This is a genomic window from Clostridium sp. AF17-21AC, assembly GCF_003461365.1.
GTDB lineage: Bacteria > Bacillota > Clostridia > Lachnospirales > Lachnospiraceae > Coprococcus > Coprococcus ammoniilyticus.
Genome location: NZ_QTWY01000004.1, coordinates 126396 through 143848, shown reverse-complemented (window position 1 = coordinate 143848; position 17453 = coordinate 126396). Strand labels below are relative to the sequence as shown.

Here is a 17453-nt window from a genome sequence, read left to right as displayed (position 1 = left end):
CCTTTTGTTCTTTTATTATATGCAACCACCTATCAAAAGTCAACTATAAATTATAGGCTCTTCGGAATTTTCCCTTGACAAGTGCAAAATCTTCCGCTGTCAGTTCTCCAATGCAGCCTCTTGAAACGTCCAGCCTTGATTTACTGACTGCCCGGATTTCTTCACATTGAACCATACTGTCTTTGTCTAAAAAATCGTATGTATGCATTTGTGCGGGTACCGTTCTGCCTGGAACAACCATTTTAGCTTCATCCTGTGTAGAGGAATATAGCAGAAACCAGGAATCCTGTGCTGGAAGATTATTTGAATTTACTTTTCCTTTTGCATCTGTAATGCAGACAACTACTATTTTTTCCGAAGTGTTGATTTTGTTATTGGACATGACCAGAACCGGACGCATCTTGTTTTTTTCTGTTCCGATGTTATATCCCATATCACAAAACCAGATTTGTCCATGCAGAATCTGACGGCGTTTGTTGGAATTAAATTTTGATATTCGGTTATACTCTACCTTATTCTTCTGCCATGCAGCAATGTTATAATATTCTTGTGCTTCTGGAATCATATCTATCTCCTTTGAATGAATATCCCCATTATATTCCTTTTCGGACACTGCTTCAACAACATTTTGATAAAATATTTCACTGGATTTCCACTTTCTTCTCCGCTACAACTTATTAGGCTTGTCTCACATTCTGCACTTTTTGGGGACTTTCAGACACTTCTCCGTCAGAGCATTGGCAGATAACCTGCAGAGTATGGCTAGAGTTTCTTTTTTTGAACATTTTTCACCCTGAATACCCTCAACACATATACCTGATATACTCTCCTGTTTTGAACACTTTCCGTTCCGTGCGGTCATTATTTGTCTCATTTTCTGCACTTTTGGGGTACTTACGAACACTTCTGGCTCCACACTGCCCCGGAAACCGGCACCGCCAGGACGATGTTCCTGGCACCGCTCCATTCATACGAACACGAGATGAACGTTAAGACCTTATCACAGATACCCTTTAGGTAATCATCCCCCGTTTCGAACACTTCCCTCTGCTTGGCTGCTTTTAAATATTCCTGCACTGCCTCCTCATCTGCGAGTTTCTGCTGGAATGGGAACAGATCCCTGTCTGCTTTTAGCACCGTGACAATTCGGTATTCCTGAATGCCATCCTCTGTCTGAAGATAAGCAAAGGGATGCTCCTGATAATATGTTTCATCTGCATATAAGTCCAGATTTCCGAACATTGCCCCACTGTTCATGTTGTGACCGTAAATGATAAGGTTCCGACTTTCAGACACTTTGCAGTCTGCCTGTAAAAACAGGCTTCCGTTGATGTCATATTCCTTTTTGTAATTCCGTTTCAGGTAAAACTCCCCATTCTCCTGTTCGGACTGAAGCACTGGGTAATCAATCCCGGTGTCCGGTATTGTCAGCCATCCCTGCACATCCGGATATTGTTCCCGAAGAGAAACAAGGTCTACCGCAGCCACCGGGCATTTTCTTCCAGCTGGTTGGTCTTTTTTTTGAGAGCCTGAGGCTCCCGGAGCTTCCGGCTCCGGGAAATTCCCTTTCAGCTCTGCCACCAGCTTTTTGTTCTCCATTGGGAAATATACCATGTGGTAAATCAAAAACCCGACACTTGTCAGCGTCACTGCAAGGCAGATGATCTTGAAAAACCTCTGTAAGATTCCTGTCTTTGGTTTTTCTTTCATCGTTCCTGGCCGGCTTTCCTCGATTTCTTTGGCTGGCTCTTCTGTGTCTGTCCCGGCACAGGCGGTTTCCTTGCTGCTTTCAGGATTGGTTCTATTGGGATCTGATTCTGCCTGCAACCCTTTAAGATCCCAGTCAGGTACGACCGTCCGGGCGGATTAAAGTTCTGCATGTAATCTTTTGTCATGATATAGACAATGGCTTTGATCTCTCTTCCACCTTTATTCTTGACGGTGATCTCCTGTTTGTCGTAAAAATCAGGATAGCCTTCATAAAGATCCAGGCTCTTTTCACAGTCCCCGGTCAGTGACCAGAGGACGCCGTCCACATGGCTTCCCTCTTCCGGGAAGATGGTGGCAAGACCGCTCCCTGCACTTGCAAAGGTCAGCCGATACCCCTCCAGGCGGACGGTTTCTACCACCTCCGCCTTTGGGCACCGATATGCCATCTGGTCCAGATCCATGTTGCTTCCATACGCAAAATATAATTGTTTCAGCCTATCTGCCCCCTTTTTTCTTCTTTCTTCTGGATGCCACACCCATACCAATCAAACCGCCTGCGGAAAGAATCAGGCACAGGGCTGGAATCCAGAGGTTGGTGTCATCGCCTGTTTTCGGGTTGCTTACAGACGGGGTATCCTCCGGCAGCTTCTCGTTCGTCACTTTCTGGATGACTTCGATTACCGGGGTTTTGTCATCTACATAGGTAAATGTCACTTCATGCTTTGTTTCGTCCAGCTGGTATCCTTCCGGTGCTTTGGTCTCAACCAGATAGTAAGTAGCTGCTTTGTCAAATTTGCCGTCCTTATAAGTTCCGATTGCAAGCAGTCCGCTGGTTGCATGGCCGTTTTCATCAGTGGTCAGAGTTTCTACCACTTTGTCATCGGAATCCCTCAGTTCAAATTCCGCATCTTTCAGTGCAGCTCCGGTATCCTTATCTGTTTTCTCAACGATCAGGCGTCCCTTTGCGGTACCATCTTTCATGGCTACCTTCTGGATCTCTGCGGTATCTGCCACTTCAAATGTGATCTCTTCCGCAACAACATAACCGTTTGGAGCCTGCTCTTCTTTCAGGGTGTATTCACCGATCGGAAGTTTTTCGATATAATGAGGCTCTTTTCCGGAAGTCCAGCTCTCTACGATGTTGCCATTTTCATCTGTGATGGTCAGTTTGGCGCCTTCGATCTCATTATCTCCGGTAATATCCGTTTTGCTGATCTCCACTTTGGTCACGTCATCTTCCATCACCTGTTTCTGGATCTCTGCGGTATTTTCCACGGTGAATGTGATACTTTCCGCAGTGGCATATCCATCGGCCGGCTTGGTTTCTGTCAGGGTGTAAGATTTTCCTACAACCAGTTCTTTGATGATGTGCGGCTCCTCGGTGGAGGTCCATTCCTCAACAACAGCCCCGTTTTCATCGGTCAGCTGTAATCTGGCTCCCGGCAGTTCCTCGCCAGTGGTCAGATCGGTTTTGGAAAGTTCCACGGTTGTCGGCTCATCTTCAAATACGAACTCATAGGACACTTCTGCTTCTTTGTCTCCCTGATACCCAAAAACAAATTCCTGCTCTTCTCCGGTGGTGACAAATCCATCCGGTGCATACAGCTCCTTCACATAATAGGTTCCGTCGATCGGCAGGTCTGCAATAAAGGAAATCTTTCCATCTGCATCTGTTGTTTTTAACTCGATCAGGGTATCTGCTTCCATCAGCACCTTTCCAGATGCGGACAGGATGTCGTTTCTGGTGTACAGTCCAAAGATGCCTCCTTTTAATACACGGTCGGTATCCTTTTCTTTCTTCAGGACGTTCACTTTCACCTTCTGGCGGTTGTTCTGCCAGTCCTCATCGTATACGACAACCGATGTATCCTGGTCACGGTAGGAAAGATCTACATATCGTGGTTCTTCATCCAGCACATAACCATATGCTGTTCCCACCTCTTTGACATAGTATTTTCCAACCGGAAGGTCAGATACTTCTGCAACACCGTTTGCATCAGTAGTCACGGTTGCCACCAGCTCGTCCTTAGCATAATAATCCGGGCTTACGCCATCGGCTGCTTTGATATCCTCTTCAGCGTAAATCTCAAAGGTAACGTCTGACAGGCTTCCTGTGATGTACTCAAACAGATGCTCTACAACGCCTTTGACATTGTCCAGCAGGGTGATCTTATCAAGGAATTCCCCCTTCTTGTTTACGATCAGCAGTGCTTTCGGCACATCGTCTTTCATTTCCACTTTCTGTATTTCTGCGGTATCCTGAACGGTGAATTCCACATCTGTGGTCTTTAAATAACCAAGCGGTGCAAGGGATTCACGGAGGATATAAGTTTTTCCAACAGTCAGATATTTGATCACATGAGGCTCATCCTTTACGGAAGTCCAACTGTCGATCACATTTCCATCCTTGTCCAGAACAGAAAGGGATGCCCCGTTCAGCTCTACGCCTGTGGTCAGGTCGGATTTTGTCACCTCGATGGTGGTCGGCTGGTTCTTCTTCACAGATTTCAGCTTGATGGTCGGAATGTCCTGCCCCTGATAGGTGACATCAAATTCCAATACCTCATCGGAAGATACAAAACCATCCGGTGCAGAAATTTCTTTCACATAATAAGTTCCAAGCGGCAGGTCCAGGGTGAAGTGTGCCTGTCCTTTTTCATCGCTTATGATCTCCTGTAATAAAGTGTCCGCTTTCACGATTACCTTGTCACCGGATTTGATCTCGTTCTTATTGTAAAGACCGAATGTAGCTCCAGCTACCGTGCTTCCTGTTTCTGCATCCTGTTTTTCCACGGTGATGCTTACTTTCTGGCGTTCATTGGTAAAGGTCACTTCTTCGTCTACGACTGGGGTATCCTGTCCGGCATAGGTGAAAGTTATTTCTTCGCCTTTGGCATTCCAGGTGTAGCCCTCCGGTGCTTTTTTCTCTTCTACACGGTATTTGCCGAGCGGAAGGTTCTCGACTACGGTACTTCCGGTTTCATCGGTTGTCACCGTTGCTACCAATGTGTCTTTGGTATATTCCAGATAACGGTTGCCGTTCTCATCTTTCTGATGGTCTGCGGTATAGATATCTTCTGCGGCATAAACCTCAAACACGGCTCCTGCAAGGCTGGCTTCCTCATAGGTGAAATCCTTGTCAAAACCTTTGACTACTTCTCCTTCCTTGCGGATGGTCAGTCTGCCTTTTGCCGGGTGGTTTTCGAAATCTACCTCAATGATCAGGTCACCGCTGACTGGATCTTCCTGGTATGCAGTATCGCTGTCCACCTTGATTTCCACGGTATTAGTGCTGTGGGTGTATCCATCCGGTGCAGCCACTTCTTCAATGCGGTAATTTCCACAAGCAAGATTCTGCGGCAAGATCAGGTATCCATTCTCATCCGTAAAATAAGATTTATGTACCGTAGTGGATGGGTAAGTGGTTACCTGTTCCACATACTTTTTGTTGTCCAAATCGTATACCTTGAACTCGGTATTCGGAACCAGGACAGATTTCTTTGTCTCATCGTCTTTTTTGATGATCTTTAATTTTGCTTCAAACTCTTCGTCCAGAAGCACACGCCATACCTGCGGCTGATCCGGATTGTTTTCCGAGATCACAACTTTAAAATCATCGACTGGTTTGAAGTTGTGCGGTGTGGTGGTCTCTCTTACAATGTAGGTACCATATGGGAGCGGAATGGAGCAGGCATATCCACGCTCATCCGTGAACATCTCTGTCTGTCCGTCTGCGGTCAGCACGACCGGAGTTGCGGAGGCAAAGTCATAGGAGCCGTCCTTGTTTTTCTTCAGACTTCTCTCCAGATATGCACTGAATCCAACACCTTTTAACAGATCAGCATCGGTCTTTCCGTTGTTGGCTGCTTTGATGACCTGGAACGGCTGTTTGATCACATCTTCCAGAGAAGTTACGGTACGTTCTACCGTCTGAACCAGATCTCCCTCGTCATTACACTCCAGATCATGTTCTCCCGGGTCTGCCAGATATCCGACAGGCGGAGTCAGTTCTTTAACGTAATACTTTCCGAGATAGAGGTCTGCGACTTCTGCATTTCCCTCTGTATCCGTAGTCAGGGTTGCAATCTGTGTTCCTGCCGGGTAAAGAACACCTGTCTGTCCATCTGGATGTACGATATCTTCACGGGCATACAATCCGTAAACAGCACCCTCAAGGGTTGCATCTCCCTGTGCGGTCTTTCCGGTTTCGGAATCCTCTTTTACCAGTTTGATCTTCGCATTGATCCGCTCATTCTGGAACGTATGGTTGAAAGAAACCGTTGCCTCTTTGTCTGTTGTGTACTGGAAGGTAAAGGAGTACACATCCTCGCCGTTTCTCACATATCCAGCTGGTGCACCCAGCTCTTTCATGTAGTAGCTGTTGGCTATCGGCAGGTCTGCCTGATATACGGCTTTTCCGTCTGTTCCGGTCACTGCTTTCTCAATGAGAGTATCTTTCTTGACCACAATGGTTCCGTCCGCTGCTTTGATGTCATTTCCGGCATACAGACCATAAGTGCCGCCCGGAAGGTATTTCCTGGTTTCCTTATCCTGCTTGTATACACTTACGCTTGCTTTCTGGCGGTCATTTTTGAATGTCACGCTTCCCATGACCTTTTCTACGTTGCTTCCAGCATAGGAAAGGGTGATCTCCTGGCTTTCGCCTGTGCATACCAGATTTTGTGGTGCCTGCATTTCTTTTACTACATATTCCCCCAGATATAGATTATCCAGTGTGGCACTTCCGTCATCTCCGGTGGTAAGTCCGGCTTTGACTAATGCGTCTTTTTTGTAGACTACTGTTCCGTCTGCGGATACAATGTCCGACGCGGCATAAACGTTATAAACCGCACCTTTCTGTTTCTGCTCGGTATAAACAAAGGAAACACCATCATCAGTTACCTTTGCCCCAGTCAGAACTTCCCCTAATTTATAAACAGTCAGGCTTGCCATCTGTTCAGCATCAGTAACGGTCTGTTTTACAGTGCCGCCGATGACCAGGTTCACATCGTAAGCCTTAGTGTCCAGCAGGTATCCGTTTGGTACGGAGATCTCTTTCAGGTATACGGTATCCTGTGTTTTTGTGATCGTAACGCTGGAAGCTCCGTTGTCATCTGTGGCCGGCATCTTCGTGATCAGGTTCTTTCCGTCCTTGTCACTGTAAACGCCATAGACTGCACCTGCGATGGCTTTGTTGCTCTTGCGGTCCTTTTTTACGATTTCTAGAGTTGCCTGTTTTACCCATGAAACTTTAAAATCCACATATTTCTCATCGGTCACGCCCTCGCCAAATACCAGGGCAAGGTCCTGTGTCTCGCTTCCGGTGGTGATCTTATAAGCGGAGTAGTCTTTGATGATGCTTCCTTTCATGGTGGAAGACCATTCCCCTTTGACATCCACAGCCTGTGTCAGCGGTGCGGATAAATAAAATTTGGTACCGCCGCAGATTTCCACGGATGCACCTACACTGCTGGTCTTTCCGGTTGTCACATTATGCAGTCTGACACCGGACGGCAGTTTCATGGTGATGGTCTGCAGTTCGGATGCCTTGAAGGTGATCTCTTCGGTTCTCTGGCTGTTGCCACTGATATATGCGGTAACATCTGCATTGGAGAAACTCATGTCCACTTCCGGGATCTCCGGCTGGCTCATGCAGTAATTGTAGAGTTCCATTGCCAGAGCCTGTCCGGTTGCATTCGTACCAGAAAAAGCGTCACCGCTGTTATTTGCATAGGATGCTGCCAGATGGACAATGATAAACTGTTTTCCGGCTGAAAAATCAGGATGTTTCTCAGAAAAAAATCCATTCTCACCGGATGCTTTGGTTCCGTAGTAGCATACTTTTGCCAGTGCTTTGCTGTCACCCAGTTTGGTGATCTTATAGACACCATCCCCAGGTCCTGCCTTGGACGGCTGCACACAGTAGGCAGTTGCAGACACGTTTCCAAATTTTACGGTATATTTATAAGTTACGTAGGAACCCAGACCGTAGTCTGCATAATAGTATGCAGCCCCTCTTGTCACATCTACGTCCTGTGTTGCTCTTGTACTGGTATTGACTGCGGTGAATGAAACGGTTTCCCCATCTTCCATTGCCATCAGGTCAATATCCTGTTCCCCTGCCTGCTCCAGAACATCGCTGAGTGTCAGCCCGGATTCTTCATCGGTTGTATTTTCCGTTTCGGATTCCTCTAATGCAGCATCAAACTCGGATTCGGAAAGTCCGTCCTGAAATTCGGGTTCTGTTTCTTCCGGTTCTTCTGTTTCAGATTCAGCTGTCTCCGGCTCAACAATTTCTGTCTCTACAGGCTCTGTCTCAGTTTCTTCCTGCGAGGCAGCTTCCTCATCATCAGAACCTGTATCCTCTTCTGTAACTGCCTGTTCTGTCTGTGGTTCACTCTGAGACGCTGCCACAGGCTCTTTTACGATCAGGTTTCTCCCAATCTGATAAACCGGGTGGTTCTGGTTGACTGGCTCCACATAATAAACGGCATGGTAAGTGTCTGCATGGCCGGTGCTGAAACTCTCCCCGGCGTCGCTCTCTGCTTTCTGGAATGTCACTTTGACTTTGCTTTCGTCCTTGATTTCCAGATTCGTGCGGTCACTGGAAACATCAAACTCCTGTCCGACTTCCAGCTCCAGATCGTTGGCTTTTACCACTTCCTCTTCATCCAGCAGATCCTTTACGGATTCATAAGCTGGCGGTTCTGCCGTTTTCGGCTCTTCCGAAGCATAAACGGTCAACGGTGAAATGACCGTGGATAAGATGGTGACTGCCGCCATCACCCCTGAAAGGATCCGCCTGAATCGATATTTGCTCTTCATGTTTTCTACCTCTTTCTTATTTTTCTTCATTTCTCATAAGAACAGCCGGATGTTCCCACCCGGCCTGTCTGTTCTCGTTATTCTGTTATCTTGCGTCCTCTGTCCGTCCTGGCTTCTGCAGACAGGCATAGGTGCTTTTGTCATACCGCCATGCTTTATCGCCGTCGAGGTTAGCAAGCAGATGCTTCCGCACATTTTTGTATTCGTCCCCGATTAGTCCGAGACGGAGCAAAAAGGTACGGAATGTAAATGCCGGGTTATCCCCGATCTCCGTCTTTTTGGCATGGGTACAGGACTGGTTGACCGCCTGTGCGGATATGGCAAGTGCCAGCGTAATGTTTGACCGGACTTTTCCTGCATGGAGGGTGCTTTCAAAACAACGCCATTCCAGTGTTCCCTTGGAAAAAACAGCATGTAAGTTTAAGGCATAATACCTTGTCCAGTTGTAATGCTCGGAGCTTCCGTCATTTCCCTCATACCATGCCCTTTTGAATTTTTCCATCGTGATGGTGCTGTTTGGCATCCGGCGGATCTTCTCCACTACCATAGGACGGACTTTCTGACAATACTCATCTTCCCTTCTCGTCTGTACATTTAAGGCTTTGAACAGAATATCCTCTTTGCAGTACATGATCGTCAGTGCATTTTTCAGACTCCTTGGTGTATGATTGGATGCGTCCACATGGACATGCATGCCACAGGATGAATTGACAAAAGCACCTGCGTTTTTGACACACCGCACCACTTCCTGGAGTTTCCCCATTTCCGAATATTCCAATTTCGGGGATACCATTTCTGTCGAATAATCTCCATCGGCATCTATTACAGTACCATTTGCCAGCCTTTCACAGTCGATACTGCTGTCCCTTGAAAATTTCCACGTTTTTCCATCTGAATCTTTTACACACCAGGAATCGTAAGAACGGATATGATATGGCTCTGTTCCGAACATTCTTCCAATCGCAACAGCCGCATCATAGCGGCTGATACCTGTCATCTCAATCTCTGTACCAAAATACTGGTCTTTTAGGTCGATCTGCTTCACCCACCCTTCGCTTCTGGAACAGGTGAGCCGCTTTGGATCTCTTCATCTACTGCTTTCAAATTTCTGCCTATTGCTTCAATGACATTGACAGTGACACCATTACCGGCCTGCTTGTAAAGCTGGTTATCCGATGTTTCTTTTTCCATCTTGGAAATCTGACCATCCCGGTATCCCTGCAGCCGCAGACACTCCCTTGGCGTCAGCCTGCGGATTCTGCCGTGGTAAATCACTCCATGACGGTCAGTTGCCGTAATGGTGAACATTGGCTCTTCCGGTTCTTTCATCCTTCTTCCATTCTGGCGGACTTTTTCCCTGTCCGGTGTCAGCACTGCCCTTGGCGGTTCTTCCACCAGCACCCCGGAACTTTCGCCCCTGTGGTTATGGATGCTGGAATCCTGTCTGGTATTCAGACATCTTGCAACGTCTGTTACCAGCGGCGGAGGGGAGATATCTACAAAATGCAGTGTCCCCTGCTGGTTTCCGGTCGTCAGAGTATGGGCGATCTCATGCCCGACTCTTCCCCTGCGGCTGTTGATGCCCGGATATCCAAGGTCAATGCTGTCTCCCTCGTAGGCCATCTTGTACCCTTTTCTGGTATTTTCCTTAATCGGGATACCGACTTCATATAATCCGGTCTTGCCGCCCATACCGCCAGCTCCACTGGTCAGGGTGCAGCTCAGTCCTTCTTCTGCATAGACTCTTTCTCCCTGTTTACCAGCATGGACTTGTATAAGAGCTGTTCCATTTGCTTTTGGGAAAGGTAATATTTTTCCGGCACATCTTCCATCAAGATATCCGACAATATACACCCGCTTCCTCGACTGGGGGACTCCGAAATCCTTGCTGTTAAGCACCTTCCATTCGACATGATACCCCAGTTCAGATAGCGTACTGAGGATGGTGTGAAACGTCCGGCCTTTGTCATGCGAAAGCAGACCGGGTACGTTTTCAAGGAGAAAATACGCAGGTCGTTTGTCTGCAACCAGTCTGGCAACTTCGAAGAAAAGGGTTCCTCTTGCATCGGCAAATCCTTCCCTTCGTCCAGCGATGGAGAATGCCTGGCAAGGAAATCCCGCGCATAAAAGATCAAAGTCCGGCATTCGTTCTGTTTCAATATTTCTTGCGTCATTGCAGAACCACTCTCCTTCCGTATCAAACAGCACCCGGTAGTTGTGGTCTGCATACGCATCCGCTTCACAGTGTCCGACACAGGTGAAGCCCCCTGCCCTGTGCAGTCCTTCTCGGAATCCTCCGATTCCACTGAACAGGTCAAAAAATCGAATTGTTCCGGCTATCAGCCTCCCTTCGCTGCGAAAAAAACAGTGCAGATTTCTCTGCACCGTTTCCGTCTCTTGGTTTCTGTTTTGTGATGTCTATTCTTCTGATTCCGCTTCCTCTGGCTCTGCTTCTTCTGCTTCTTCGGTTTCCAGTTCTGTTGGCTCTGCTTCTGCTGGCTCTTCGTTTTCTGGCTCTGTCGGCTCTTCATCTGCTTCAGCTTCGTCCGGTTCTGTCATTTCTCCGTCTGTTTCAGCTTCCGGTACTTCTGTCTCAGGCTCTTCTGCTTCAGGTTCTGCTGACTCTTCATCCGGTTCTGATTCTGCAGTCTCAGGATCTTCCATTTCTGATTCTGTTGTTTCTCCTTCTGTTTCTTCGGCTTCCGCTGACTCTGCTTTCCATTTGGCTTCCTCTTTTTCGATTGCCTCTTCGATAAGCCCGATTAAGAAGTCTTTCTGTTTCATGCCATTCTTGGCGAGGACTGCTTTCAGTCTGGAAAATAAATCCTCGGTTACCTGTACTGCTACTGTTCTTAAATCTGCCATGTTCGTCTTTTCTCCTTTTCTTGTCATGTGTTCTTCGATTACTATTTCAAGGTATTTTGGTATGCTGATTCCTAATTCTTCGATCTCCAGTTTCATCTTTTCATGTAAGTCTACCGGGATCTTTCCGCATATGTTTTTCATCTCCATGCGTTTGTTCTCCTTTCTTTTTTCTATACACAACATACCCTAAAACGAGGCAGAAAGCTATTCACAATACCCAACGAATATACGCTTCCCCAAAGCCCCCAAAGGATGCAGATCCAATAACACTCAATAGGCATCACCCCTTTCAAAGATCCGCGATTTATACTAATTTGACTTCTTGAAATTTGGCTATTTTATCACCGGGAAAGACTTGACTTTTTCAGAATGCATCCTCAAGCCCGGAGAGAAAATCCAGCATCTGGGACGGGATTTCTTCCTTCTTTGAAACACTCTCCCCGGAGTCTGAAATGGAAATACCTGCCAGTTCTTCCCGGATTGCCTGCCGGATGCTTTTCTCCAGCTGGTTATTTTCCTGATCTTTTAAGATCACCTGAACCAGATAGCTGCTCTTCTGTCCATCCGGAACACTTTGCAGGATCTCCCATGCCTTTTGGTGATCTGGGTTATCAAGGTTCAGGCGGAACGAGAAAACGGGCCTCTTTACTTCGCGCACATCTGCCCCACAATCCGCTCATAGCCGGAAGCGTTGGCGTGTACGTCCGTCAGGTAAATCTGCCGACACAGCCCGTCCTGCGGTGTCACGTGCCGTTTCAGAATGCTGGCTCCGCCGCCCATGATCACGGACGGAATTGCTTTCAGATCGAACCCGGCTTCCATAATTGCAGACAGTATTTTCTCCGTGTAGAGCCTTCCCTGCCGGACAATAATTTCTTTTGCGGCCGGGTCCATGCTGCAGCTCTGGCCGTTCAGAACACGTTCGATCTGAATGTCCGTTACAGACAGTCCGGTATTTCTGCGTACCTGCTCGGTGATCTCATCCACGCACCGGATCACACCAAGTTCCAGGCTGCGGCAGGTAGCGGCATTTGGAACACTGTTGTCCAGCCGCATCAGGTCTACGGTCCAGCCACCGATATCTGCGAGAAGAACAGAAGGCTCGTCCCGAACACATTCCGGGTGGAGAGCCAGGGCTGAGTATCCCTGTGGGAACAGTTTTACATCCTGAATCCGGATCTCATAGCTCTCATCCTCGTACCGGAAACGCAGAAGCTGCTCTTTCCGAAACAGATATTCCCGGAAGCCTTTTTTCTCCCTGCCAAAACTTGCCAGTGGAAGGCCGGCTGCCAGAACTACATCTGTTTTCCGCTCTCCCCGGCGATAGCGGATTTCCTGGGCAATGGCTGCCATTGTCAAAAGATAATAATTGTCATTGGAAGTCTTACTTCTCACCAGCGTCTGCCGCCCGGTTCCACACACATAAAATTTCCCATTGTACTGCAGGACATTCTGCATGGTATACGGCTCGTAATCGTATCCGGTCAGTCCGGTCGGAAAACATACATGGGGAGTTTTTATGGCATAATATCCATGGTCAATTCCTATAATGATAAGTCACCACATCCTTTCTGGTTTTTCTTGTTCTTTTCCAGCAGGTGGTCTTTTGGTCTGGAAAAAGAGAAAAAGGGCAGAACCCCGAAGAGCCCTGCCCGTAATAAAAAATACCGCTATGTATATTTGCAAATAAACACGCATAGCTGTATTCCATCATTTTTTATTTGTCAATCAGTGCTGTAAAATAATATAACTTTGCACTAATTCCATTGCTGTTTATTTTTATAATTTCTCCTTTTAATCCTTCCGTTCAAACTTAACTGTATACCTATTGACAATATCATCTTTTCTAAGTTTATATATACGCAGCAATTCATTAATTTTATTTACATCACTAAGATTTCCGTTCTGGCAAAGAGTACTATAGAAATCTCGAAGATTTTTTCTAAAACATGTTAGTTCTTTCTCGGTCATCACTCTCATATTTTCATCAGGAGATGCAACCTCATCAACAACTTTAGATGGATGAATCATTATTGGTACACATTCATTTGGGTATACATAATTCTCCTTAAACCAATTAACTGATCCCGATAATTGATTACAATAATCTTTCTTTATTGTTTGAGTAGTGGCCTCTGTTTTACATTCAATAACCAAATATTTGCCAGTGTCAATTGCCCACAAATTATCAGGTCCGTATCCTCCTGTTTCTTTATCAGGTCTTGAACATACAAAGCCAAGAATTGTTCCTATTTGACTTAATGCCTCCTCAAACTTTTCGTATTCGCTTCCCATACATAAATTTGCCAAAATTCCATCTACATATACTAACAGTTCATTTAACCCAAGTTTTTCAGCATCTAGATTTGTACTGATGGCTTGTGCCTGCGGAATTGTATTAATTGTTCTTTGATATTGTATTCCCGCAATAGGCGACAGAATAGCTGCATTTAATTTTTTGCCCGCTTTTAGCACTTCTTGAGAAAGTGCCGGATCTATTTTATTGGTATATTCAGCCTGAATCTGGTATAAATATCCCTTAGTTTTTTTGTCTTTCTCTTTATCTTTAACACTCTTAATAGTATTTGCAGCATCAGACCACTGCATATTTATAGCATTTTCAAAAGCTTTTCTCTGAGCAACTATTTTTTCATCTACCTTTGCCTCATTTGAGTATTTGACAGCAGCCAAATTTTCCTTACAGGTTGCAACCCATTCTGCATTTTTCTCTAATGAATAATTTGCTAGTTCAAATATTTGATCAATTGTTGGCTTTGAACCAGTTTCACTAACCAATAAATCCCATAATTGTTTTGAAAGATCATATTGGCATCTTGTCGCTACACTAAAATAATCTATTCCTCTATTTCGTGATAACACATCTGTAAGCTCATCACCCATAAGAACAATACAACACTCATCGTCATTAGAACGAATTCCACGCCCCATGCCTTGCTCAATTCTTTGGACTTGTTCCCTTAATAAAACAGTGCTCTGAGGAGCTACACTTTGAATATATCTATCCTTAATGCTATTTAAAGGAGGAAGCCCGTCAATAACCAACATTCTACAAGCATCACCCGGCAAATCAATTCCGTCATATCTATTAACAAAAATTATTTTTCCTACATGTTTACCGCTTTTTAATGCTGCAACTATTTTATCTATGTTATCTTTTGTCGCTGTTCGTATTCCACGTTCATCCCAAAATTTTGCTCTGGAAAAAGAAGGGACAAGTATTACAACATTATACTTTTCAGCTATTTCCTCAATTTTTTCCTTTATCTCAATTTCTGATATATCACTATTTACGTACTTTGGAAAAATAATGAGTCTATCGCCAATATCATTAGCATTCTCTGGCGTAATAATGTTCTTCATATCTTCTGTATTTAATCCTAACGCAGAAACAAACACACTGTCATCAGCTAATGTTGCACTCATATATATGCGTCTACTTGCTTCTTCAAGACTCGATATCTTATCTAAATCAATTCCTTTAGGTGATATTTCAATTGCAGAAGCAGTAATTATACAATCACATGTTTCCAAGCTTCGCTCTATCAACGGCAACCCAAAATATATTGCAGAATTCTTACTATTATCATATTTCGTTAATATTCTATAAATGTTATCTTGCTGTCTCTGCCATTCCCAATAAGGCACAAGCATTTTTTTTCGACAATCTTTCATTTCAACAATGTCAATATAGTTTTTTGGATTGTAGTCTTTTAACGAAGAACTAAATATAGCAATTAATTCCTTATAGGCATCTGATTCAGCATCAATTTTTATCATAAACTGACTAATGATTTTATCCATACACGCATGTACATCATCAATAATAATACTTCCTATAGGGTAATTACCACCTTCTCTCATCCCGAAATAACTATAACCATTTACAATAGTCTGAATAGAAGTAACAAGAATTGCTTTTGAATTTGAATAGCTATAATCATCTTTATCTTCCGTTGCAGAAATTCCCAATCTCTTAGCCTCATCAATAACCTGCTTAACCAAATAATTATCAGGCACAACATATATAGCTGGTCCTTTTTCTTCATTTAAGCAGCTCTGAAGCATAATCAACCCAACTACTGTTTTACCGCTACCAGTATTCATTTTTAAAATTACATTTTTCTCATTTCTTATATCAAACCACTTTTTCCATACTTCGCTTTGAACATCTCTAGGATATCCATAACCTGGTGCTTTTGAAGGTAATGTCATAAAAATTTCTCTAGGCTCTATTGTTTTGGCTTTTGTACTAGAACTAAGTTTCGATAAAAGATTCATTATTCCACTCCTGATTTTTTAAATACTGCGTCCTCTGAACTTATATATAAATTTTCTAAGGAACGCAGGCACAATATCTACTAGAACCGTTGCTAAATTAACTATTAAATCTACTGGGAGTAATCCTTTTCAATTTCACTTGTTAATCTACTTTACAAACTCATTTCTATTGACAATAATACCATAAAAATGCTCTACTGTATATTTTTTATTTATAATCTAGATCTTGAATCCATCTTCGGACTTCTGTTGACACATTTTTGCAAAAATCTTGAATCCATATTTCATGAAGTCTGATTTCTGATTTTGTACTGCCTATATTTCCAACACTCCCACCTGTTTCCCGGAGTGCATTCAAACATTCCCATTCTTTTTTGAAATCTCCTGTAAATTCCATCCAGACTTTTATATGATATTCCTTAAAACCCAAATGATAAATCAAATAAGTCAACCTGTCGAAATCAGCTAACTGCATTTTTTCTTTCTTAAGTAATAGCCTTTTATCATGCTCGCTGCATAAATATAAAAATGCAAGCTGTTCTATTTTTGCCTGCTCCATATATTTCTCCCTTCTCTTCTGTCCTTGTCTCACTTTTACAACCGATTCTACCTTGTCCAATCGTTAAAATCAATACAGATGGTGCAAAAAGTGAGACAAACCATCTTTTTACCAGAGAGGAAGAGATTTAAGATGCCAAAGCCAAGGACACAGTCTGGTGAGAAGAATCTGATTAGCCAGCGATTGATTGAACTTCGCAAGACCCACAATATGTCTCAGCGTGATCTTGCCTATAAACTCCAGTTAGCTGGTTACGATATGGATAAAAATGTAATCACCAGAATCGAAACAAACAAGCGTTATGTCACTGATCTTGAATTAAAAGCCATTGCTGAAATCTTTCAGGTTTCATACATATTTCTCATTGATGGCAAAGATGAATAGAAGTGACAAATGGGGAAGTGTCTTTCGTGCTTCCCCATTTTATCCGTCTCTTTTACAGATTCAGTAATTCCAGGATTTTCTGCATACCAGCCTGATACAAGGATTCCGCATATAGAATCCATCTCTCATTTACTTTCGTAACGTATGCATCTATCATTTTTAGTTTTTCTTTTTCAAGTCCCATTGCCTGAACCTGATCTTCATATTTTGATATTTTTTCGAGCATTTTCTGGTACACTGCATTTTCTTTCAGTTCATTTTCTACCTCATCAATCCAGGTATCCATTAGCAGTTCCAGTAATTTCTTTGTATCACTTTCGTCCTTTCCTGACACTGCTTTTTTGATTTTTCCAAGCATGGCACCATACGAAATCATCTGTGCCTGTCCCATATAGAAATGATATTCTTCTTCTATCATTTCCTTTCCGTTCTCCAGTTGGAAATATTGGTGCAGTGCCTGATGTTCGTCTGCTGTCAGACTGATTGACTGAGCCGCTTCCATAAATGTTTCTATCACTGGATACTTCTCTATAAGTTCCAGTATTTTCTTTTGCAGTCTCTGGTATTCCGCATTATGCTTTTTCAGATAGATACATACCTGTTCTCCTATCCGTATCCCCAGACATTGCTCGTTCCAGATGATATCTGGCTGTACTGACATATCGTTTTCTCCTTTCTGTGTCGTTTCCCTGTTCCAAGCACAAGACTATACCACACTTCCGGGAGAAAGCTATTCAGCAGATCTACTGAAATGACCGGGCGGATACTGTGCAACCTATCCTTTCTTTATAAATAATAAAAAAAGGCATGG

The 17453-nt window shown here is 44.2% G+C and carries 13 protein-coding genes; 1 reads left to right on the top strand and 12 read right to left on the bottom strand.

The window, feature by feature from the left end:
- Positions 1–43: 43 nt before the first annotated feature.
- The 11 genes from DWW85_RS07495 to DWW85_RS07440 all read right to left on the bottom strand — a co-directional run bounded on the left by DWW85_RS07495 (position 44) and on the right by DWW85_RS07440 (position 16258).
- Positions 44–565 carry a type II toxin-antitoxin system PemK/MazF family toxin gene (locus DWW85_RS07495; RefSeq protein WP_117808224.1) on the bottom strand — a complete coding sequence of 174 codons (522 nt, stop codon included), beginning with the start codon at positions 563–565 and terminating at the stop codon, positions 44–46.
- Positions 566–894: 329 nt separating this feature from the next.
- Complete coding sequence (locus DWW85_RS07485) at positions 895–1710, bottom strand: class B sortase (protein ID WP_117808222.1); 816 nt, start codon at positions 1708–1710, stop codon at positions 895–897.
- A complete protein-coding gene (locus DWW85_RS07480; protein WP_330674627.1) occupies positions 1707–2246 on the bottom strand; it encodes a gamma-glutamylcyclotransferase family protein in 540 nt (179 codons plus the stop codon). Before DWW85_RS07480 ends, DWW85_RS07485 begins: the two co-directional genes overlap by 4 nt.
- Complete coding sequence (locus tag DWW85_RS07475) at positions 2206–8565, bottom strand: SpaA isopeptide-forming pilin-related protein (RefSeq protein WP_347470673.1); 6360 nt, start codon at positions 8563–8565, stop codon at positions 2206–2208. Before DWW85_RS07475 ends, DWW85_RS07480 begins: the two co-directional genes overlap by 41 nt.
- 55 nt (positions 8566–8620) lie before the next feature.
- Positions 8621–9580 carry an amidoligase family protein gene (locus tag DWW85_RS07470; RefSeq protein WP_172678591.1) on the bottom strand — a complete coding sequence of 320 codons (960 nt, stop codon included), beginning with the start codon at positions 9578–9580 and terminating at the stop codon, positions 8621–8623.
- Entirely contained in the window at positions 9577–10920 is a 1344-nt protein-coding gene (gene dcm, locus DWW85_RS07465) for a DNA (cytosine-5-)-methyltransferase (RefSeq protein WP_117808219.1), read from the bottom strand. The genes DWW85_RS07470 and dcm overlap by 4 nt, the downstream gene beginning before the upstream one ends.
- A 33-nt stretch (positions 10921–10953) precedes the next feature.
- Positions 10954–11547, bottom strand: coding sequence for a hypothetical protein (locus DWW85_RS07460; protein ID WP_117808218.1), 594 nt, complete (start codon positions 11545–11547; stop codon positions 10954–10956).
- Between the two features lie 217 nt (positions 11548–11764).
- Entirely contained in the window at positions 11765–12058 is a 294-nt protein-coding gene (locus DWW85_RS07455; RefSeq protein ID WP_117808217.1) for a plasmid segregation centromere-binding protein ParR, read from the bottom strand.
- Complete coding sequence (locus DWW85_RS07450; RefSeq protein WP_181986540.1) at positions 12046–12954, bottom strand: ParM/StbA family protein; 909 nt, start codon at positions 12952–12954, stop codon at positions 12046–12048. The genes DWW85_RS07455 and DWW85_RS07450 overlap by 13 nt, the downstream gene beginning before the upstream one ends.
- Before the next feature lie 240 nt (positions 12955–13194).
- Positions 13195–15699, bottom strand: a complete 2505-nt coding sequence (locus tag DWW85_RS07445) for a DEAD/DEAH box helicase family protein (RefSeq protein ID WP_117808215.1) — start codon at positions 15697–15699, stop codon at positions 13195–13197.
- 208 nt (positions 15700–15907) lie between these two features.
- Positions 15908–16258 carry a hypothetical protein gene (locus DWW85_RS07440; RefSeq protein WP_117808214.1) on the bottom strand — a complete coding sequence of 117 codons (351 nt, stop codon included), beginning with the start codon at positions 16256–16258 and terminating at the stop codon, positions 15908–15910.
- A 132-nt stretch (positions 16259–16390) separates the two neighbouring features.
- Here DWW85_RS07440 and DWW85_RS07435 point away from each other — a divergent pair, with 132 nt between their 5' ends.
- On the top strand, positions 16391–16642 hold the full coding sequence (locus tag DWW85_RS07435; RefSeq protein WP_015513363.1) for a helix-turn-helix transcriptional regulator: 252 nt from the start codon (positions 16391–16393) through the stop codon (positions 16640–16642).
- A gap of 52 nt (positions 16643–16694) precedes the next feature.
- Here the strand turns inward: DWW85_RS07435 and DWW85_RS07430 are convergent, their stop codons facing one another.
- Entirely contained in the window at positions 16695–17303 is a 609-nt protein-coding gene (locus tag DWW85_RS07430; protein ID WP_117808213.1) for a hypothetical protein, read from the bottom strand.
- Positions 17304–17453 lie beyond the last annotated feature (150 nt).